Here is a 20,064-nt window from a genome sequence, read left to right as displayed (position 1 = left end):
TCAGGCGGTCCAGGCCCTCAGGCGGTGCGGGCGGTGCCCGGGCGCACGTAGGTGTGCCCGCTCGGCGCGGTCCACCGGACCGAGCCGTCGGCGAGGAGGGCGGGCCGCCAGCCGTCGCGCGCGCGGACGACCCGGTGGTGCCGGCAGAGCGCGACGAGGTTGTCGGCCTCCTGCGCGGAGGCTGCGGCGTCGTCGTCCACGCCCGGCCGCGGGGCCACGACGTGGTCGAGGTCGCAGCGGAACGCCGGGACGCGGCACCCGGGGAACACGCAGGTCTCGTCGCGCGCGAGGACGCGCGCGACGGTCCGCGGCGTCGGTCGAGCCCTGGCGCGCTCGGCGGTCGGAGCGGGTGCGAGCGGTGCTGCCACGCGGACCTCCCTGCGTCGTGGGACCAGTTCGTGCGAGGGCGGGGAAGGGGCAGGACCCCGCCCTCGCACCGTGCCCGAGCGTGCGTCTCGAACACGTGTTCGACTCTAGCTGCACCCTCTGACACGCGTCGAGAGCTGGCGCGATAGGTCGTCGTCCGATATATATCGTGCATGGCACCGAGTCCTCCCGCGTTCCGCATGACCGAGCAGGCGTACCTCGTGCTGCTCTCCCTCAGCGCGGAGCCGCGGCACGGGTACGCGGTGATCCAGGCCGTCCGCGAGCTCTCGGACGGCCGTACCCGGCTCGGGGCCGGCACGCTCTACGGCAATCTCGACCGCCTCGTCGCCGCCGGGCTCGTCGAGCCGACCGGCGAGGAGGTCGTCGACGGCCGCCTGCGGCGCTACTACCGCGCCACCGACGAGGGGCGCCGTGCGGCCCGGGCGGAGACCCTCCGCCTCGCCGAGCTCGCCGAGCGCGCGCGGCGGTCCCTGGAGAGTCGCGGCCCCGCGGGCGCCACCGACGGCCTGGCCGGGAGCGGCGCATGACCGCCGTCGGGACGGACCGGTACGAGCGGTCCGCGAGGTTCTGGCTCCGCGCCTACCCGCCGCGCTGGCGTCGCCTGCACGGCGACGAGGCGCTCGCGGTGCTGCTCGACCTCGCGCCGTCGAGCACGGTGCCCGACGGCGCTCACCGGAGCCGGGGGATCGGCGCCCGGGAGGCGTGGGACCTGGTCCGCGCGGGCTGTGGGCTGCGGTGGCGCGAGCGCCCTCCGCTCGGCCGCTGGCTCCTCTACCGGGTGTTCGACGCCCGGCTGCCGGCGCCGTACTGGTGGTGGGTCGCGGACGACATCCACGGTGCGCTCTACCACTGCCGCCGGGGCGTGGCGGCCGCGCTGCTCGTCACGGGTATCCAGATGATCGTCCCCACCGTGATGGCGCTCCTCGGGCTCGTCTCGACGGGGCCGGAGAACGCATGGCGCCTCCCGTTCACCTGGTGGTACTGGCCACTCGTCCTCGTGTGCGCCCTCGGGTCCGCCACGCTCTTCTCCCGGTCGAACGTCGAGCGAGCGTGGCGCAAGCACGTGCTCGACGGCAACATCCCCGTGAACGTCCCGGCAGACCCGCCGCGGGCAGCCGGGGCCTGAGCCTGCGCCGCGCCGTCGTGCCAGGGTGCGGACGCCCGCCGGAGGCGTCGTGCGCGCCCGGTAGACTGGCCGCGGAATCCCGCCGTCGGCTCCCGCTCGTCCCGTCCCACCGACCGTCCTCGACGGCCGTGACGTGGGCGGGATCCCGGAGCCCCGGCTCTCCCGAACTCTCTCGCCAAGGAGCCCCCGTGGGACGCGTCGTCGTCGAGGTCATGCCCAAGCCCGAGATCCTGGACCCGCAGGGCAAGGCCGTCGTCGGGGCGCTGCCGCGCCTCGGTTTCACCCAGTTCACGTCCGTGCGCCAGGGCAAGCGGTTCGAGCTCGAGGTCGACGGCCCGGTCACGCCGGAGATCCTCGCCGCCGCCGAGGAGGCCGCGGTCAAGGTGCTGTCGAACCCGGTGATCGAGGACGTCGTGCGCGTCGCGGACATCGAGGCGGACGCGGCCGCGACGATCACGTCCGAGGGGCTCGCCTGATGTCCGGCGCGACGCTCGCGACGGCGCGGATCGGCGTCGTCACGTTCCCCGGCACGCTGGACGACCGCGACGCGGCGCGCGCGGTGCGCCTCGCGGGCGGCGAGGCCGTGTCGCTGTGGCACGCGGACGCCGACCTGCACGGCGTCGACGCGGTCGTCCTGCCCGGTGGCTTCTCCTACGGCGACTACCTGCGCGCGGGCGCGATCAGCCGCTTCGCGCCCGTCATGGAGTCGATCGTCGACGCGGCGGCGGGCGGCATGCCCGTCCTGGGCATCTGCAACGGCTTCCAGGTCCTCACCGAGGCCCACCTGCTGCCCGGCTCGATGGTCAAGAACGACCACCTGCACTTCATCTGCCGTGAGCAGGTCCTCGTGGTCGAGAACGCGGACACGGCCTGGACGCGCGACTACACGGCCGGCCAGCGCATCACGATCCCGCTGAAGAACCAGGACGGCCAGTTCGTCGCGGACGACCGTACGCTCGACGAGCTCGAGGGCGAGGGTCGCGTCGTCTTCCGCTACGACGGCTGGAACCCGAACGGGTCGCGCCGCGGGATCGCGGGCATCACGAACGCGGCGGGCAACGTCGTCGGCCTCATGCCGCACCCCGAGCACGCCGTCGAGGCGGGCTTCGGCCCGGCGAACGAGGCAGGCCCGCGCGCGGGGACCGACGGGCTCGGCTTCTTCACGTCGGTCCTGGGCGCGCTCGTCAACGCATGACGAGGTCGGCGTGACGGGCTCGCCCCTCCGCGCCCTGCCCGACGGCGTCGGGCGCCCGGGCGCGCACGTCACCGTCGAGGCCGTCCCCGGGGACGACGCCGTGGCCGAGCTCCTGCGCGCCCGTCAGCAGGCGGAGCTCGCCGTGCGCTACGGCGAGCCCGACGCGGGCACGTTCGTGCCCGACGCGTCGCTCGCGAACGTCGTGGTCCGCTCCGCCGGTGAGCCCGTCGCGTTCGTCGCGCTGCGCGACGTGTCGGGCACGCCCGACGGCCGCGGCGGGACGCACCCCGCGCGGACCGGGGAGGTGAAGCGCCTCTGGGTCGAGCCCGCCCATCGCGGCCACGGTCACGCGCGCACCGCGATGCGGGCCGTCCACCAGCACGCGGTCGACGCCGGGCTCGACCGCGTCGTCCTGGAGACCGGGACGCTGCAGCCCGAGTCGATCGACCTGTACCTCTCGCTCGGGTACGTCCCGATCGAGTCGTACGGCCACTACGCGGGGCAGCCGCTCTCGCGCTGCTTCGCCATCGACCTGACGTCGGCACACGCCGTGGGGGTCGGTCCACACGCCGCGGAGGAGACGTCGGCGACGGGTGAACGGCTCGGGGCGCCTGGCGCTCGGACGACGGCGACCGCCGCGCCACCGTCGACCGCGAGCGCCCCCGTGACCGTGCCGCCCGTCGAGGTCCGTGCCGTCCTGTGGGACGACCCGGACGCGGCCGCGCTGCGACGGGAGATGCACGAGACGTCGTCCGCGGTCCTCTACCCCGAGCTGTTCGCCGGGTTCGAAGCCGCCGGCGGGTTCGACGCCGTCGACGCACGCCTCGGCGACGACGTCGTGACGACCCTCGTCGCGTACCGGGACGGCGAGGCCGTCGGGTGCGCGTCGCTGCGCCGCCCCGCGCCCGGGGCGCCCGCGGACGCGCTCGAGGTGAAGAAGGTCTTCGTGCGCGCACGGGCACGCAGGACCGGGACGGCCCGCAGGCTCCTCGACGGGCTCGAGGCGGTCGCGCGCGAGCGCGGGGTGGCCCGGCTCCTGCTCGAGACGGGCATCCGCCAACCGGGCGCGATCGCGCTCTACCGCTCGCTCGGCTACCGCGCCGTCCTCACGTTCCCGCCGTACGTCGGGGACAACCACGTCGCGCTCTGCTTCGCGAAGCCGCTGGTCTGAGGGTCGCACCCGGGGATTCTCAGGGCCGTGCCGGATATGCCCGCGGTGTCCTGCCCCGCTAGGGTGTCCCCGTGATCCCCCTCGCGACCGGTGCCTACTCCGTGGCCTCCGTCGTCATCGAGCTCCTCGGCTGGGTCGCCGCCGTCGCGTCACGCGTGCCTGGCCGGGTCGGACTGCTCGCCGGTGAGCTGCGCGAGACCGCCGTCGAGTGGGGGATCCCCGTCGGCGACGTGAGCGACCTCTATGCCGGGTTCCCCGTGCGCCTGGCGCTCGCGGTCGGGGCCGTCGCGCTCGTGTGCGCGGTCGTCGCGCTGGTGCACGGGCTGCGCGAGCGTCAGCGCGCCGAGGGGTCCGCCGACGCGTCGCGGGTCACCGGGCGCTGAGCAGCGGCACGACCTCCCGCCCGAGGAAACGGACGAACCCCTCGACGTCGGGCTCGTCGGCGGTCGGCTGGACCGCGACGGCCGTCGCACCCGCGTCCGCCAGGGCCAGGACGGCTGCGGCGATCGTCGCGGCGTCGCCGCCCGCGCCGATGCCCTGACCGGCCTCTTTGCCCCACAGCGGCACCTCGCGGTCCACGCGCTCCTGCGCGCCCGGTCCCGTCGCGGCGATGAGCGTCGCGTGGAGATCGAGGTCGCCCCTGGCCCTGGTCCTGCCCGCGCGTGCCGCCGTGGCCGCCGCCCGCACGTCGTCCGGGGTGAGCGCGTTCGCGAGGATCAGGCCGTCGCCGAGCTCGCCGGCGAGCGCGAGCGAGCGGGGGCCCACACCACCGAGCCACAGCGGGACGGGCTCCGTGGGCGGCCAGTCGAGCCGGACCGCGTCGAGCGTGACGTACCGCCCCGCCGTCGTGACCTCCTCGCCCGCGAGGAGGCTCCGCAGCGCCGTGGCGTGCTCGCGCAGCAGCGTCAGCGGCGACTCGACGCGGACGCCTGCCTGCCCCATCCACTCCTGGACCCCGTGCCCCACGCCCGCGACGAGCCGCCCGGGAAACACCCGGGCGAGCGTCGCGACCTCCATCGCGGTGACCGCCGTGCTGCGCAGCGGTGCGGGCATCAGCCCGATGCCGACGCGCACGCGCTCGGTCCAGGCCAGCGCTGCGGCCGCCGACGCGAGGCCCGACTGCTTGAAGCAGTCCTCCCATACCCAGAGGTCGTCGAGGCCGGCCTCCTCGGCGGTCGTGGCGAGCCGCCGCAGGCTCTCCGGTGCGTGGGTCGGGACGAACGCGATACCGAGCCGTGGTGTCGTCATGCCGCCATCGTGCCGGGCGCCACCGACAGTCAGCCGTCGTGGCGGCGCGCGCCTGACCACCCTCGGGGGGACCGTCGTGCGCCCTCGTCGGCGCGCGCCAGGAAGGCGAGCTGCGCCGCGACGGACTGGCGCGCCGCACCGAGGACGGACGGGTCGACGTCGGCGTAGACGCGCGCGACCACCTGCTCCACGGCCTCGTCCGCACCTGCGGTCAGGCCGAGAGCGGCGAGCGCCACCCGCACCTGGGCGAGGCGCTCGAGCCGGTGCTCGCGGTACGCGCGCACGCGCTCCGCGAGGTCGTCGACGACCGGCCCGTGGCCGGGGAGCCCTGTCGCCCGCCCGGGCCCCGCGGAGGCGACGGTCTCGATCGAGTCGAGGCTCGCGAGGTACGCGCCGAGCGAGCCGTCGGGCTGCGCGATGACCGTCGTGCCGGTCCCGAGCACCGTGTCCCCGGTGAGGACCGTCGTGCCCGACGGCGATCCCGCGCCGCCCGCGGCGGCGTCGCCCGACCGGGTGCCCCCGGCGGCCATGTCGCCGAGGGTCGCGTCGCCGAGGTACTGGTCGGCGGGGGTCTCGCCGCCCGGGCGTGCGCCGTCCCCGGCGAGGTCGCCGGCCGGGGCGACCGGGCCGTCGTCGGGCAGGACGAGGCAGACCGAGTCGGCGGTGTGACCCGGGGTGGCGAGGACGACGACGCGCAGCCCGGCGGCCTCGATCACCTCGCCGTCGCGCAGCGGCTCGCCGCCGTGGCAGTGTGCCGCGTCGGCGGCGCGCACCGGCGCCCCGGTGCGTTCGCGCAGCCCGGGGGCACCGGCCGTGTGGTCGGCGTGGCGGTGGGTGACGAGCACGAGCTCGACCGGCCCGGCCGCGGCGAGCGCGTCGAGGTGCGCGGCGTCGTCGGGCCCCGGGTCCACGACGACGCACGTCGCCGACCCCGGCGCGCGGAGCACGTACGAGCGCGTGCCGTCGAGCGTCATCGGGCCCGGGTTGTCGGCGCGCAGCACCGCGGCGAGCCGGGTCACGGGCGTGGGCGCGGTCATCTCGGGCCGTCTCAGGCGCGGTGGCGCAGGACCGTCGGGCGACCCTCGTCGTCCCACTGCGAGAAGCGGGCGTCGACCAGCGGGCCGACGAGGTCGTACGTCTCCCACGTGTCCGGCACGCGGTACACGTCCTCGGGTTCGCCGTCGCCGGGGCTCACCGCGTCGACGTAGTCCTCCAGGTAGAGGCCGCCGCGTCCTCGTCCTCCTCGTCGCCCGTGTAGTACGCGCTCGCGAACGCCGCGGCGACGTCGTCGAGGTCCTCGTCGACGAGCCTGCCGTCGCACACGTCGAGCACGAACGCGCCGGGCGTCGTCGTCCGGTCGTGCAGCGCGGCGAGCTCGTCCGCGGCGTGCTCGGCGAGCTCCTCGGAGACGTGCCCGCCGAGCACCGCCCACGCGAGGAACATGCCGATGTGCGTCGCGCCCGCCGCGGGGCCGGCCTCGGGCGGATAGCCCTCGCCCTCGGAGTGCCAGGACGCGTCGTCGAGCTTCGTCGTCATGCGCGCGACGCTACCGCGTCCCGCCGACCACGACCTCGCTCCGCGTCGAGAACGACCCTGCTGTCGGAAAGACGCCGCTCGCGACAGCAACGTCGTTCTCGGCGGGGGGAAGAGGGCCGGGGAATCAGGCAGCGAGGGCGGCCGCGAGGAGCTCGAGGGTGCGGGTGCGGCCCGGGGTGGAGTCCAGCGCCTCGTCCGCGCGCGACGCCGCGACCGGCACGATCATCACCTCGTCGACCCCGTGGCGCTCGGCGAGCCGACGGACCTCGGCCGCGGCGTCGTCGGGCGTCCCGACGGCCCAGCGGCGCAGGCTGTCCTCGACCATCTGCCCGGCCGCGCCGTCGAGGGGCGCGGCCTGGGCCTCCTCCACGGTCTCCAGCGCGGTGAGCGGCTGACCGGTGCGCAGCCGCGACATCATCCGCGCCTGCGGGAGCGCGCGGGCCCGGGCCTCGTCGTCGGTCTCGGCGACGACCGCGTTGAGCGTGAGGAACGTGCGGGGCTCGGGGAACGCCTCGCTCGGACGGTAGCCCTCGCGGTACAGCGCGAGGATCTCGTCGACGCCCTGGCCGGAGAAGTGGTTCGCGAACACGTACGGGAGCCCGAGCTCGGCCGCGAGGCGCGCGGAGTAGTCGCTCGACCCGAGCAGCCAGACGGTCGGTGCGCCGTCGGCGGCCGGGGTCGCGTGCACGTCGTACACCTGGCCGCTCGTGAGGCGCAGGGTCGCGCCCTCGGGGCTCATGAGCGCGAGGATGTCCGTCACGTGCTGGGGGAACCGGTCGACGTCGGCGGTCGGGCCCGTGATGCGCAGGAGCTGCGTGACGACGGGGTCGGAGCCCGGCGCGCGGCCGAGGCCGAGGTCGACCCGGCCGGGGGCGATCGCCTCGAGCGCCGCGAACTGCTCCGCGACGACGAGCGGCGCGTGGTTGGGGAGCATGACCCCGCCCGAGCCGACCCGGATGCGCTCGGTGACCGACGCCGCCGCGGCGATCATCACGGGCGGGGTCGACGCGGCGACCGCGGGCATGTTGTGGTGCTCGGCGAACCAGTACCGCTCGCACCCGAGCCGGTCCGCGAGGCGGACCAGGTCGAGCGACGCCCGCACCGCCTGGGCGCTGGACTGGCCCGAGCGGACGGGCACGAGGTCGAGGACGGACAGGCGGGGGGTCTGGGTGCTCACCCTGGTGCCAACCGGAGACCCCCGGGCCTCATTCCCCCGAGGCAATCCCGCGAGGACCGCGGCACGCCTGCCAGGATGGTCGCCATGGACGTCCCCTCAATGATCATGGGCGCCGCCATCGCGTCCGTCGCCTGGATCGTGCTCGTGCCCTGGGGCCGGCTGAAGGAGCTGCGGGGGCGCGATCAGGCGGGGCGCACGGAGGACTGACCGCCCGGAAGCGGCGTCCGCAGGCCGCTCGCCCGGTGGACCGGGCTCGTGACCGCGGTACGCACCGCGGCCTCGGAGCCGACGACGCGCACGAACGACTGCGCGCGCGTCACCGCCGTGTAGAGCAGCTCGCGCGTGAGCAGCGGCGACGTCGCGGGCGGCAGGACGAGCGTCACGCGGTCGAACTGGCTGCCCTGCGCGCGGTGGACCGTCATGGCGTGCACGGTCTCCACCGGCGGGAGGCGGTGGGTGCGCACGCGCAGCGGCGCACGCGGGTCGCCGAACACGGCGACGACGCCGGCGCCCCCGGGCTCGGCGACGAGCACGCCGGTGTCGCCGTTGTAGAGACCCACCTCGGCGTCGTTCGTCGTGACGAGCAGCGGCCGGCCCGCGACCCACGGGGAGTCGGTCGCGTGGTGGCCCGTGGCCTCCTCGACCCAGGCCTCGACCTGCGCCGCCCACCTGCCCCGACCGGCGGGGCCGCGCCGGTGCGCGACCATGACGCGGTGCCGGGCGAGGGCGTCGAGTGCGGCGGGCGCGTCACCCGCCCGGGCCGCCTCGACCAGCAGCGTGCCCGCGGCCACGGCGTCCGCGCGGACGGTGGCCAGCACGGCGTCGTCGGGCGTGTCGTCGGGGGTCTCGAGGAACTGGACGCTCCCGTGCCCGGCCCGCAGGAGCGCGAGCGTCGCCTCCGCGTCCCCCGCCCGGATCGCCGCCGCGAGCGGCAGGATCTCCGAGTCGCGGTCCTGGCGGTGGACGGTGCGCAGCCGCACGACGCCGTTGCCCAGGACCGCGCGGTCGTCCACCTCGCCGACGGCGGGCGGCGCGGAGTCGGCGAGCGCGACGTCGGCCGTCGCGACCACGACGGCCGCCGTCGCGGGCGGGGCGACCGGTTCGCGGTGCACGAGGTCTCCGAGCACGGCCCCGGCCTCGACGGACGCGAGCTGGTCGGGGTCGCCGACGAGCACGAGCCGTGCGTCGGGCCGCAGCGCCTCGAGCAGCCGCGCCATCAGCGGCAGCGCGACCATCGAGGTCTCGTCCACGACCACCACGTCGTGCGGCAGGTGGTGGTGCGCGTCGTGCCGGAACCGGGTGCTGCTGCCGGGCCGGTAGCCGAGCAGCCGGTGCAGCGTCGTCGCGACCGGGGAGCCGACGCGCTCGCGGTCGACCGGGTCGCCGAACCCGGCGACGACCTCGCGCACCGCCTCCTGGAGGCGCGCGGCGGCCTTGCCCGTGGGCGCGGCGAGCGCCACCCGCAGCGACGCGCCGGACACCGCGTCAATCGCCGTGCCGGTGGACGACGAGGTCAGGAGCGCGGCGTCGTGCAGGACGGCGAGCAGGCGCGCGACGGTCGTCGTCTTGCCCGTGCCCGGACCACCCGTGAGGACGGTGAGCCGGCGCGTCGCGGCATGCGCGGCGGCGAGGCGCTGCCGGGTGTCGTCCGCCGCGGGGAAGAGGCGGGCGAGGGCGGCGTCGAGGCGGTCGGGGTCCACGGGCAGGTCGTCCGCGGCGAGCCGGCCGTCCACGTCGTGGCGCACCGAAAGCTCGTCGCGCCAGTAGCGGTCGAGGTACAGGGCACCGCCAACCCAGCGCGCGGGGCGGTCGGCCGGCCCGTCGACGCCCACCGCGACGAGCGGGCTGCGCGCGACCGCGGCCGCCCACGTGGTGCGGTCCGGCCAGGGCAGGTCCGTGGCGTCGGTGCGCGCCGCCTCCTCGTCCTCGGGCAGCTCGAGCGACCCGAGGTCGTCGAGGCGCACGCACACCGACCCGCTGCGCACCGCGCGCACCGCGAGCGCGACCGCGAGCAGCACCTGGTCGTCGTGCTCGCCCGTGAGCCGCCCGAGCCGCAGCGCGACGCGCAGGTCGGCCGCGGAGACCACGCGCGCGGCGTTGAACGTGGCGAGCCACGCGGGCACCCCGACGGCGAGGCGCGGGTCGCCCTCGTCCACCGGAGGGGCCGGCGGCGCGGCGGGGGCCGTCGCGCCGGGAGGGGTCGTGGTCATGCGCGACCTCCGTCGAGCAGGGCGGACAGGGCGACGACGAGCCCCGGCGGGGGCGTCCAGGCGACGACGCCGTACGGGGCGCCGTCGGGACCGGTCGGGGTGTCGGGGCCGGCCATGCCGCGCACGAACAGGTACGCGCCGCCCGCGAGGTCGCGGTCGGGGTCGTAGCCGCGCACGCGCCAGCGCAGGTACCGGTGCAGCGCGACGAGGTACAGCACGAGCTGCAGGGGGTAGTGCGAGGCGAGCATCGCGTCGCGCGTCGCGTCCGGGTGGTAGTCGCCGACGGCGAGCGGCACGCCGGGCGGGCCGACGCGGTTCGTCTTGTAGTCGACGACGAGGTACCGCCGGCGGCCCGCAGGGTCGGGACGACCGTCCGGCCCTGTGGCGGGCACCCGCAGCACCGCGTCGATCGAGCCCGTGAGGTATCCCCGCAGCGGGACGCCGGCCGCGCCGGCACCGGCGCCCGACCCCGTGCTCGCCCCGGTGCCGCCCGCCTCGTCGGCGAGCGCCGCGAGCAGGTCGGGGTAGCGGGCGAACGCGTCGTCGGCGGCCAGGTGGGCGCGCAGGACGTCGGCGAGGTCGCGCAGCGTCGCGGGCGTGACGCCCTCGGTCTCGTCCCCGCCCGCGAGCGGGAGCTCGAACTCGAGCTCGGGCAGCCGGTCGCGCGGGTCGACGTCGGCGAGGGTGAGCCCGCCCGCGATCGGTCCGAGCGGGGTGCGCAGCGACAGGCCCAGCGCCGCGGCGAGCGACACGGGCTCCACCCCGGGCACGCGGACCGTCGCGGCCTGCGCGCAGCGGGCGCGGACCTCGGCGTCGAGGTCGTCCGCGGCGGTGTCGACGTACTCGAGGATCTCGTGCACCAGCGTGCCGAACGCCGTGCCTCCCGGCTGCCCCTCGTAGGGCGACGGGACGTCGGCGCCGGGACGGGTGGCCGGCACGACGGCGGGCGCGGTGCCGGTCCCGTCGTCGTCCGGCGTCTCCTCCGGCTCGTCCTGGACGCCCGGGTCCTCCGGCTCGCTCTCGATCCCGCCGACCGGACCGTGGTGCGCGGCCGCGGTGAGGGCCGAGTACGACGCGCGCCGCCACTCGCGGTCGGGCAGGTGCGTCGCGGCGGCGAGGGCGAGGTCGGACCCGGCGCGCGCGCCGGGCGACCAGCGCTCGCCCTTCGGCCGGGCGTCGACCTGCTCGACGACGACCGTCCCGCCCGAGCGCGCGGCGAGCGCCTCGAACGCGGACCGGACGGCGTCGTCGCGCATCGCGTCGGGCCGGGCGTGGCGGCCGGGCTCGCCGCCGAGCATCCGGTCCGCGAGGAGCAGCCGCGTGAGCGGCCCGGACCCGGTGCTGCGCTTGGTCGGCGTCCAGTGCACGACCACCTGGTGGCGGGCGCGCGTGAGGGCGACGTACAGCAGCCGCAGGTCCTCGCCCAGCTCCTCGTCGCGCCAGCGCGCCTTGGCGTCCACGAAGCCGGGGGAGCCGACGCCGCCCAGGTGCAGGACGCGCTGCCCGTGGTCGTCGTGGAACGCGAACAGCTCCTGGTCGTCCGACTCGAACCGCTCCCAGCCGAACGGGACGTACACGACGCCGAACTCCAGGCCCTTCGCCGCGTGCACGGTGACGACCTGGACGGCGGCGGCGTCCGTCTCGAGGCGCCGGGTGCGCTCGTCGGTGAAGACGGAGCCGACCTCGGCGATCCGGGCGCGCAGCCACGCCGTGAGGGCGGCCGTGCCGAGCCCGTCGGTGACGGCGGCCTCGTGGAGCGCCTGCGTGACGTGGCGCAGGTCGGTGAGGTAGCGCTCGCCGTCGACCCGCTCCATGACCCGCGCGGTCGCACCTCCCCGGGCCGCGACCTCCGCGACCGCAGCCACGCCGCGGTCCGCGAGCAGACGTGCCCAGGTCCGGACGGTGTCACCGAGCACGTCGTGGTCGGCGTCGCCGGCGGTCGCGAGCCGTTGCGCGTCCCAGCCGACGAAGGGGGTGAGGGCGAGCGCCGTCGCGCGCCGGTGCAGACCGGGCTGCTCCAGCGCCGCGAGCAGGGTGAGCCAGTCCTGGGCAGCCGCCGAGCCGAACACGCTCGACGGCCCCGACACGACCGCGGGCACACCGAGCGCGACGAGCGCGGAGCGCACCGCCTCGGCCTGCGCGTTCGTCCGGGTGAGCACCGCGACGTCGCGCGGCTCCAGCGGCCGCCACCGTCCCGCGCCGCCGGTGCTCACGCCGTCGTCGCCCGCCGCGCCGAGCCCGTCGTCGCGCACGCGGTCGCCGCCGCCGTCGGCGGTCCCCAGGCGCCTCGCGACGTCCGCCGCGACGTCCCGGGCCAGCAGGCTGCGCGCGTCCGGTGCCGACGGGGCCGACGACCCGCCGAGGCGGTAGGCGCGCCGCGTGACCTGCCGCAGCCGCACCGGCGCGCCGCCGGAGAAGCGCGGCTCGGGGTGCGCTGCGTCGACCGGGCGCACGACGATGCGCGGGTCGCCGAGCGCCGTCTCGCCCAGCAGCGCGTGCAGGCCCGCGAGGAGCGGACCGTCGCTGCGCCAGCTCGTGCTGAGCGTCGCCGTGTCCGCGGCGTCCTCGACCGCGCGCAGGTACGTCACGACGTCCGCGCCGCGGAACGCGTAGATCGCCTGCTTGGGATCGCCGATCAGCACGAGCGTGCGGCACTCCTCGGGGTGCCCGTGGAACGCCGTCCGCAGGATCTCCCACTGCTCGGGGTCGGTGTCCTGGAACTCGTCCACCATGACGACGCGGAACCGCGACCGGACCCGCCGGGCCGCCGTCGCGCCGTGCTCGGGGTCGGTCAGCGCGCGGCGCAGCAGCACGAGCAGGTCGTCGTAGTCGAGCAGGTGCATCGCGCGCTTGCGCGCCTCGACCTCGCGGCGCGCGGCGACCGCGGCCTCGTACCGCGCCGCCGCCACCGACCCCTCGGCCGCGTCCGACGGCGCGACCACCGCCCCGTGGTCGCTCACGGCCGCCCGGGCGACGTCGCGCACGTCGCGCGGCGAGAGGATCGGCTCGGGCTCGTCGGCGAACCGTCGCACGTACAGGTCGTCCGTGACCTCCTCGACGAGGTCCGCGACGTCGGGCAGGAAGCTCGTCGTGAGGTCGACGTCGGCCGCCGTCCCCAGCGCGGTGAGCATCTGCTGGCAGAAGCCGTGCGTCGTCGTGATCGTCGCCGCGTCGAGCTGGGACAGCGCGACGCGCAGGCGCTCGCGGCGGCGGTCGAGCTCGTCGTCGTCGACCGCGGCGAGGAACGCGACGAGGGGGTCCGGGTCGTCGGCGGGGGCGGCCCCGCGCAGCGCCCGCTCGGTCGCGACGAGGCGCTCGCGGACGCGGTCGCGCAGCTCCGACGTCGCGGCGCGACCGAAGGTCACGAGCATGATCTCCGGCAGGGCGGCCACGCCCTCGGCGACGTACCGCGTCGTGAGGGTCGCGATCGTGTGGGTCTTGCCCGTGCCGGCGCTCGCCTCGAGCACGACCGTCCCGCTCGGCAGGTCGCCGAACGGGTCGAAGCGCCGGGGCGCGCTGCTCGTCCCCGGCGTGCCGGCGTGCGGGGTGGTGCCGTCGGTCGTGGTCCGGGACGTCGCGCCGTTCACCGGGCACCTCGCAGCTCGTTCTCCAGCAGGGGCTCCCACACGCGGCGCGCGAGCGCGCCGAGGCGGGTCGGGTCGTCGGGGAAGCGGCCCAGGTCGGCCGTGGTGGCGAGCCCGGCGACGTCGGGGAGGGCCGGGTCCTGTCCCCACGCGAGGACGACGTACGGGTCCTTGCGCTCGAAGCCCTTGTTCCACGCCCAGCCCGCGCGCATCAGGGCGTCGCGCGCGTCGCTCGTGCGCCGTTCCTCGCTGTAGCGCAGCGACACCTCGGGCAGCAGCGGCAACGGCTCGCGTGCCGCCTCGTCGCGGAGCGCCACGAGGTCGGCGAGGACCCGGGACGCCGTGTCGCGGTCCGGCGGGGTGAGGGTGGACCACGCGACGCCGGGACCGCGGGACGCGCGACCGATCGCGACGGCGTCCCACGGGCGGCTCGGGTCGCTCGCTGTGAGCGCGAGCGCCTGGACCCAGGCGCGCAGCCGGTGCTTGGGACCGAGCCGCGAGTACTCGGTGCGCACGACCCGCGCGCCGTGCACGCCCGGCACGCTCCCGACGAGGGTGCGACCGTCGGGCAGCAGGGCACGGACGTCGACCGTCTCCGCGGAGCTCAGCACGTCCTGGCTCACCGGGCGGCCCGCGGCGACGTCGGCCTCGCGCGCGGCCTCCACCGCGGCGACGCGCAGCGGGCCGACGGCGCGGACCACCTCCTGCAGCGCCGAGCGCCCCAGCTCGCGCGGAGGCACCTGGCCCCGGCGCCACTCGGCCTGCATCGCCCGGTTCGGGTCGACGCCGGCCAGTGCGGCGCGGAGCACGCGGTCGCCCACGCCCCAGCCCGCGAGGCCGGTGAGCGCGAGCGGGAGGCGGTCCTCGACGTCGTCCTCCTCCAGCACGAGCCCCACGTCGAGCGTGTGCTGGGCGAACCAGCGCGGCGCGTTCTCCAGCAGGCGGACCAGGTCGTCGAGCTCGACGTCGGCGCGGACGTCCGCCCCGGCGTCCGGCACCTCGCCCGCCCCCGGGCCGCTCGCGGCGACGGCCGGCAGGTCGAGCGGGGCGCCCACGAGGGCCCCGACCGGCTGCCGCCTCTCACGTGCCTGGCGGGCGCCGTCGAACGCCGCGCCGTCGTGGCTGAACGGCCCCGGCACGCCCAGGGCACCCGGGGTGAAGTTCCGTTCGTCCACGGTCTGCAGCGGGTGCTGCACGACGACGTGCTCGCGCGCCGGGCGACCGTCGGGCGTCGTCGCGACCCGGTCGAGCGCGTCGAGCAGCTCCGCGACGGGGACGGCGGGCGGGCGGGCGGCGCCGGTGCGCTCGTCGGCGCCCGTGTGCACGACGACGAGGTGGTCGCCCGCCGCCGCGACGGCGTCGAGGAAGATCTGCCGGTCCTCGCTGCGCGCGTCGCGCTCGCCGATCTCCGGGTGCCGCGCGAGCAGGTCGTCGCCCGCGGGAGCGGCGGTGCGGGGGAAGACGCCGTCGTCGAGGCCCAGCAGGCACACGACCCGGTGCGGCACCGAGCGCATCGGCTCGAGCGAGCACACGGTGAGCGCGCCGGTGCGGAACCCGGCGCGCGTCGGCCGTCCCGCGAGGCGGTCGTCGAGCAGCGCCCGCACGTCCGCGAGCCGCAGCGCGACCCCGCCGTGCGCGGCGCCCGCCGCGCGCACGTCGCCCAGCACGCGGCGCGCGGAGCCGATCTGCCACGCCTCCGTGGGCGGCGCCTCGGCGAGCAGCGTGAGCGCGCGGTCGAGCGCGTCGAGCCAGTGCGCGAGCGGGTGCACCCCGTCGAGCGCGCGCAGCGTCTCCGTCAGCCGCGCGACGAGCTCCGCGAGGCGGCCTGCGAGGTCCACGTCGGTCGAGCCGACGTCGTCCAGCGGCAGCGCCGGCCCGACGAACCGTGCGTCCTCGTCCGCCATCGCCGCGCCGAGCAGGAGGCGGTCGAGCGCCGCGTCCCACGTGCCCTGGCGGACGCTCTCGTTGATGTCGAAACGCGCTCGGCGCGCGCCGTCCTCGCCCCAGTGCACGCCCGCCTCGACGGCCCACTGGCGCAGGCGGTCCACGTCGTCGTCGGAGAACCGGAACCGGCGGCGGACCGGCGCGCTCGCCGCGAGGTCGAGCACCTCCGACGCCGTGACGCGGCCGTCCGCGAGGCGCAGCAGGGTGGCGAGCAGCGCGAGCACGGGGTTCGTCGTCCCCGCGCCGCGGTCGGCGAGGCTCACCCGCAGGCGCTGGCCCGGGTGCGCGTCCTCGCCGAGCTCGGGGACCGCGCCGAACGTCGCCGTGACGAGCGGGGCGAACGTCTCGACGTCCGGGCACAGCACGATGACGTCGCGCGCCTGGAGCGTCGGGTCGGCGGAGAACAGGCCGACCAACGTCTCGCGCAGGACCTCGACCTGCCGGGACCGCCCGTGGCACGCGAGCACCTGCACCGACCGGTCGGCAGGGTCGACGACGTGGGTCCCGTCCGGCGTGTCCGTGCGGAGGGCGCGCTGCAACGCGCCGAGCAGGGTCGCCGGCGTCGCGGAGGCCGCGTGGAGCGTCTCCACCCGGACGTGCGCCGGGTCGTCCGCGGCGAGACGCAGCTGCAGCTCGACCGCGTCGCGCCCGGTGGACGCGAGGAACGGGTGGCGGGCGAAGGTGGGCAGGTCCGCGCGTCGGGCGCGGTCGCCGGGACCGAGTGCGACGGCGGACCCGTCGTGCGCTCCGCCGTCGTACGCGGCGACCTTGTCCCACAGCGCGGGCGACGGGTGCACGAGCCACAGGTGGACGTCGCGGTGCTCGGCGAGCGCGTGCAGCACGCGCAGCTCGTCCTCCGGGAGCCGCGTCGGGCCGAACACGGACAGCCGCGGCGGCAGGTCGACGGCCGCCGGGTCCGCCCGCAACGCCGCGACCGCGTCCTCGACGCGACGTGCGGGGTCCGTGGCCGAGACGCGGTCGACCAGGCGGCGCCACAGCTCGGGCTGCCAGGCGAGGTCGTCCGGGGTCTCGCCCGTCCCCTCGCTCGGGGACCCGGCCGACCACGCCAGGACGACCTCGGGCCGCTGTCGCGCGTAGTCGACGAGCAGGTCCGCGAGCCGGCGCGCGAGCGTCAGGCGCCGGCCTCGCCGCACCTCGTCGCCCGGGTCTCCGACGTACCGCGCGAGCGGCGCCGCCCACGGCTCGGCGAGGTGCGCGTCGAGCACCTCGAGCACGGACCACGCGAGCCGCTCGGGGCGCCACGGGTCGTCGTCGGGGTCGAGGTCGGTGAGGTCCGCGACGACCTGCTCCACGAGCCGGCGCGGCCCGCGGAAGTCCACGTTCGCGCAGATGCCCGACGTCTCGCCCGCGCCCAGGTGGTGCGACAGCCGCTGCGCGAGCCACCGCTCGACCCCGCGCGTCGGGACTGCCACGACGTCCGGCGTGAACGGGTCGTCCGGGACCTCCGTCAGCACGGCGGCGAGCGGCGCCACGAGCGCCTCGGCACGCTCGGAGCGGTGCACGTGCAGCACAGAGGACCCCTGTCGGTGGTGTCGGACTGGTCGTCGCGCCCCGCTGGTCGGCCGAGCGCTACGAGGAATCTACGAGGTGCGTCCCACACCGTCGAACCCGTCGTCCACAGCGGTCTCCGAGCGCGACGACAGGCCGCGAGCCTCACTCGGCCGGCGGCTCCGCGCGCCGCGCGACGAACACCCACTCGCGGCCCGGGCGGTCGGGCGCGTCGCGGACGTCCACGACCTCGAAGCCGCACGCCACCAGCGACGCCTCGACCTCGTCGCGCTCGCGGAAGCGCAGGGTCGAGTCGGAGTGCAGCTCGGTGCCGTCGGGCAGCACGGTCGTGTCGTGGAACGTCACGAAGGGGAGCGACACGTCGGTGAGGTCGGTCCAGGACTCGACCGGCCCGACGTCGGGCACGTCCACGCGGACGGTCGTCGCGTCGCGGACCCAGCCCTCCCAGGCCCGGCGGGCGGGCACGCGCGTCTCGAAGACCAGCCACCCGCCCGGTGCCAGCGCGGAGCGGACGCCGCGCAGCGTCGCGGTCCACGCGTCGTCGGTGAGGAAGACCTGCGCGACGTTCGCCGTCATCGTCGCGAGGTCCACCTGGAGCGGCGGGAGGGTCGTGGCGTCGCCGTGCACCCAGCGCACGCGGTCGGCGCCCGGCTTGGAGCGCGCGACGTCGAGCGACGCGCCCGCCGGGTCCACGCCGACCACCTCGATCCCGCGCCGCGCCAGGAGGCACGCGAACGTCCCGGTGCCGCACCCGACGTCGAGCACGCGCCGTGCGCCGAGCTCGTCGACGATCGCCGTGTAGGCGTCGAGGTCGCTGCGGTCCGGGTCGAGCGGGTCGTAGAGGGCGGCGAGGCGGGGTTCGTCGAAGATCGCGTCGGGCACCCCCCGACGCTACGAAGGCATGGCGCGGCGGGTCCACACCATTCCCGAGCGCCACCGTGTCGACGGTGAGCCCGCTGCTCGCCGAACATGCTGTTGTGGCCCGTCCCGACGCCGGGACGGGCCACAACCACATGGTCGGCGCGAGGAGAGTCAGGCGTTGAGCGCCTGCTCCACGTCCTCGATGACGTCGAGCGGGTCTTCCAGACCCACCGACAGGCGCACGGTCGTCTCCGCGATCCCGACGGCGGCGCGGCCCTCGGGGCCGAGCTTGCGGTGCGTGGTCGTGGCGGGGTGGGTGACGAGCGACTTGGCGTCGCCGAGGTTGTTGGAGATGTCGACGACCTGGAGCGCGTCGAGGAAGGTGAAAGCGCGCTTCTTCGCGGTCTCGGGGTCGGTGCCCTCCGGGACGGCGAGGTCGAACGTCACGACCGTGCCGCCGCCGCTCTGCTGCGACCGCGCGAGCTCCTGCTGGGGGTGCGACGCGAGGAACGGGTACCGCACGCGGCCGACGCCGGGGAGCTGTTCGAGCGCCTCCGCGACCTGCGCGGCCGCCGCGTTCTGCGCCGCGACGCGCACGGGCAGCGTCTCGAGCCCCTTGAGCAGGACCCACGCGTTGAACGCCGAGAGCGACGGCCCCGTGTTGCGGATGAACGTCTGCACGGGCCCGTTGACGTACTCCTCGGTCCCGAGGATCGCGCCGCCGAGCACCCGGCCCTGGCCGTCGATGTGCTTGGTCGCCGAGTACACGACGACGTCCGCCCCGAGCTCGAGCGGCTTCTGGAGCAGCGGCGTCGCGAACACGTTGTCGAGGACGACCACCGCGCCCGCGGCGTGCGCGAGCTCGCTCACGCGCCGCGCGTCGACGATGTCCTGCATGGGGTTGGACGGCGTCTCGAAGAACACGACGTCCGCCGGCGTGGACAGCGCCTCCTCCCACTGGGAGAGCACGTGCCCGTCGACGTAGTCGGTCCGCACGCCCCACTTGGCGAAGATCTCGTCGAAGATGACGATGCTCGACCCGAACAGCGCGCGCGCCGCGACGATCCGCGACCCGGAGCCCACGAGCGCGGCGAGCGACGTGAACACCGCGGACATGCCGGACGCCGTCGCGTAGCACGCCTCGGCGCCCTCGAGCAGGCGCAGGCGCTCCTCGAACGCGTGCACCGTCGGGTTGCCGTAGCGCGAGTAGACGAACCGGTCGAGCTCGCCCTTGAACGCGGCCTCGGCGTCGGCGGCGCGGTCGTACGTGTAGCCCTGCGTGAGGAACAGCGCCTCGGACGTCTCCTGGAACTCCGTGCGGTGGTGCCCGCCGCGCACGGCGAGCGTCGCGGGGCGCGCGCTCGCGGGCAGGGGCTTGCGGCCGGAGCCGCCGGGCACGCTCCCGGGCTGCGCGGCGCTCACCGGGCGGCCTCGTCGAACGTCGTGGTGGGCAGTCCGCGGACCTTCCAGCCCTCGACGTCGCGCAGGCCGGAGAACCCCTGGGCGCCCTCGAAGCCCTCGAGCACGTTGTACGACGGCCCGAGCCCGGCGGCCGTGGCCGCGCGCGCGGCGCCGATCGACCGCTGGCCCGAGCGGCACAGGAACACGACGGGACGCTCGTCGCCGGGGGCGAGACCCGCCTCGACGAGCTGGTCCACGAAGCGCGGGTTGGGCCCGGCCGGGGTCACCCACTCGTCGAACACGACGTCGCGGCCGAGGTCCGTGGCGTCGGGCACCCCGATGGTGCGCCACTCGCCCTCGGTGCGGACGTCGACGAGCACCGCGCGCTCGTCGCTCGTCAGCAGGTCCCACGCCTGCTGGGGGGTGATGTCGCCGGCGTAGCCGACGGCGGGTCGCGCGTCGGGTACGGCCGACGTCTGCTGGGACTGGTCGCTCATGAGTCCTCCTCCATCGATCGTGGCAGTAGCACCCTGCGCCCGGCCGCCTCGCGACGGACCGGGGGGTTGCTGCGGCGTCGACGTGCCACGTCACTCGGCCGCTCCGGATGGTTGGCACGGATCGTACGCCACGCGTCCGGCGCGCGGAACGCCCGTCTCGCCGAGCGGCCCAGGGCGGCGGTGCCCGACGTCGGCCG

The 20,064-nt window shown here is 76.5% G+C and carries 19 protein-coding genes; 7 read left to right on the top strand and 12 right to left on the bottom strand.

The features are described 5' to 3' along the window. Positions 1-17 precede the first annotated feature (17 nt). Positions 18-368, bottom strand: coding sequence for an HNH endonuclease signature motif containing protein (locus NF338_RS03760; protein ID WP_264029568.1), 351 nt, complete (start codon positions 366-368; stop codon positions 18-20). A 171-nt stretch (positions 369-539) separates the two neighbouring features. Here NF338_RS03760 and NF338_RS03755 point away from each other — a divergent pair, with 171 nt between their 5' ends. From NF338_RS03755 to NF338_RS03730, 6 genes are all read left to right on the top strand, one after another. Next, positions 540-914, top strand: coding sequence for a PadR family transcriptional regulator (locus NF338_RS03755; RefSeq protein WP_264029567.1), 375 nt, complete (start codon positions 540-542; stop codon positions 912-914). Then, positions 911-1,513, top strand: a complete 603-nt coding sequence (locus NF338_RS03750) for a hypothetical protein (protein ID WP_264029566.1) — start codon at positions 911-913, stop codon at positions 1,511-1,513. Before NF338_RS03755 ends, NF338_RS03750 begins: the two co-directional genes overlap by 4 nt. Before the next feature lie 188 nt (positions 1,514-1,701). Next, positions 1,702-1,989, top strand: coding sequence for a phosphoribosylformylglycinamidine synthase subunit PurS (purS, locus tag NF338_RS03745; RefSeq protein ID WP_087470936.1), 288 nt, complete (start codon positions 1,702-1,704; stop codon positions 1,987-1,989). Then, positions 1,989-2,708 carry a phosphoribosylformylglycinamidine synthase subunit PurQ gene (gene purQ, locus NF338_RS03740; protein WP_264029565.1) on the top strand — a complete coding sequence of 240 codons (720 nt, stop codon included), beginning with the start codon at positions 1,989-1,991 and terminating at the stop codon, positions 2,706-2,708. Before purS ends, purQ begins: the two co-directional genes overlap by 1 nt. A gap of 10 nt (positions 2,709-2,718) precedes the next feature. After that, positions 2,719-3,879, top strand: a complete 1,161-nt coding sequence (locus tag NF338_RS03735) for a GNAT family N-acetyltransferase (RefSeq protein WP_264029564.1) — start codon at positions 2,719-2,721, stop codon at positions 3,877-3,879. A gap of 71 nt (positions 3,880-3,950) precedes the next feature. After that, a complete protein-coding gene (locus NF338_RS03730; protein ID WP_264029563.1) occupies positions 3,951-4,262 on the top strand; it encodes a hypothetical protein in 312 nt (103 codons plus the stop codon). On the opposite strand, the gene NF338_RS03725 is transcribed toward NF338_RS03730, so the two are convergent. The 5 genes from NF338_RS03725 to NF338_RS03705 all read right to left on the bottom strand — a co-directional run bounded on the left by NF338_RS03725 (position 4,249) and on the right by NF338_RS03705 (position 7,840). Continuing rightward, entirely contained in the window at positions 4,249-5,127 is an 879-nt protein-coding gene (locus tag NF338_RS03725; protein ID WP_264029562.1) for an LLM class flavin-dependent oxidoreductase, read from the bottom strand. The two genes, NF338_RS03730 and NF338_RS03725, sit on opposite strands and share 14 nt — an antisense overlap. 29 nt (positions 5,128-5,156) lie before the next feature. Continuing rightward, positions 5,157-6,164 (bottom strand): MBL fold metallo-hydrolase, encoded by a 1,008-nt coding sequence (locus tag NF338_RS03720; RefSeq protein WP_264029561.1) that lies wholly within the window; start codon positions 6,162-6,164, stop codon positions 5,157-5,159. An 11-nt stretch (positions 6,165-6,175) separates the two neighbouring features. Then, positions 6,176-6,322, bottom strand: coding sequence for a hypothetical protein (locus NF338_RS03715; RefSeq protein ID WP_264029560.1), 147 nt, complete (start codon positions 6,320-6,322; stop codon positions 6,176-6,178). Further along, positions 6,319-6,663 (bottom strand): hypothetical protein, encoded by a 345-nt coding sequence (locus NF338_RS03710; protein WP_264029559.1) that lies wholly within the window; start codon positions 6,661-6,663, stop codon positions 6,319-6,321. The genes NF338_RS03715 and NF338_RS03710 overlap by 4 nt, the downstream gene beginning before the upstream one ends. A 124-nt stretch (positions 6,664-6,787) precedes the next feature. Next, positions 6,788-7,840, bottom strand: a complete 1,053-nt coding sequence (locus NF338_RS03705; protein ID WP_264029558.1) for an LLM class flavin-dependent oxidoreductase — start codon at positions 7,838-7,840, stop codon at positions 6,788-6,790. Positions 7,841-7,924: 84 nt separating this feature from the next. Between NF338_RS03705 and NF338_RS03700 the strand changes: the two genes are divergently transcribed. Further along, the gene (locus tag NF338_RS03700; RefSeq protein WP_264029557.1) at positions 7,925-8,047 is read left to right on the top strand and encodes a hypothetical protein; all 123 of its coding nucleotides are present in this window, start codon (positions 7,925-7,927) and stop codon (positions 8,045-8,047) included. On the opposite strand, the gene recD is transcribed toward NF338_RS03700, so the two are convergent. The 6 genes from recD to NF338_RS03670 all read right to left on the bottom strand — a co-directional run bounded on the left by recD (position 8,023) and on the right by NF338_RS03670 (position 19,867). After that, entirely contained in the window at positions 8,023-10,050 is a 2,028-nt protein-coding gene (gene recD, locus NF338_RS03695; RefSeq protein ID WP_264029556.1) for an exodeoxyribonuclease V subunit alpha, read from the bottom strand. The two genes, NF338_RS03700 and recD, sit on opposite strands and share 25 nt — an antisense overlap. Beyond that, on the bottom strand, positions 10,047-13,637 hold the full coding sequence (locus NF338_RS03690; protein WP_264029555.1) for a UvrD-helicase domain-containing protein: 3,591 nt from the start codon (positions 13,635-13,637) through the stop codon (positions 10,047-10,049). The genes recD and NF338_RS03690 overlap by 4 nt, the downstream gene beginning before the upstream one ends. Next, complete coding sequence (gene recC / locus NF338_RS03685; protein WP_264029554.1) at positions 13,634-17,110, bottom strand: exodeoxyribonuclease V subunit gamma; 3,477 nt, start codon at positions 17,108-17,110, stop codon at positions 13,634-13,636. The genes NF338_RS03690 and recC overlap by 4 nt, the downstream gene beginning before the upstream one ends. Positions 17,111-17,252: 142 nt before the next feature. Next, positions 17,253-17,990, bottom strand: a complete 738-nt coding sequence (locus NF338_RS03680) for a class I SAM-dependent methyltransferase (protein WP_264029552.1) — start codon at positions 17,988-17,990, stop codon at positions 17,253-17,255. Positions 17,991-18,140: 150 nt separating this feature from the next. Beyond that, positions 18,141-19,391: an O-succinylhomoserine sulfhydrylase gene (locus NF338_RS03675; RefSeq protein WP_264029551.1), complete on the bottom strand. Its 1,251-nt coding sequence runs from the start codon at positions 19,389-19,391 to the stop codon at positions 18,141-18,143. Next, the gene (locus NF338_RS03670; protein ID WP_087470945.1) at positions 19,388-19,867 is read right to left on the bottom strand and encodes a rhodanese-like domain-containing protein; all 480 of its coding nucleotides are present in this window, start codon (positions 19,865-19,867) and stop codon (positions 19,388-19,390) included. The genes NF338_RS03675 and NF338_RS03670 overlap by 4 nt, the downstream gene beginning before the upstream one ends. Between the last annotated feature and the right edge of the window lie 197 nt (positions 19,868-20,064).

The organism is Cellulosimicrobium sp. SH8 (assembly GCF_025818875.1).
Taxonomy (GTDB): domain Bacteria; phylum Actinomycetota; class Actinomycetes; order Actinomycetales; family Cellulomonadaceae; genus Cellulosimicrobium; species Cellulosimicrobium cellulans_D.
The sequence above is the reverse complement of the archived record's forward strand: the minus strand, read 5'-3'. Positions and strand labels throughout refer to the sequence as shown.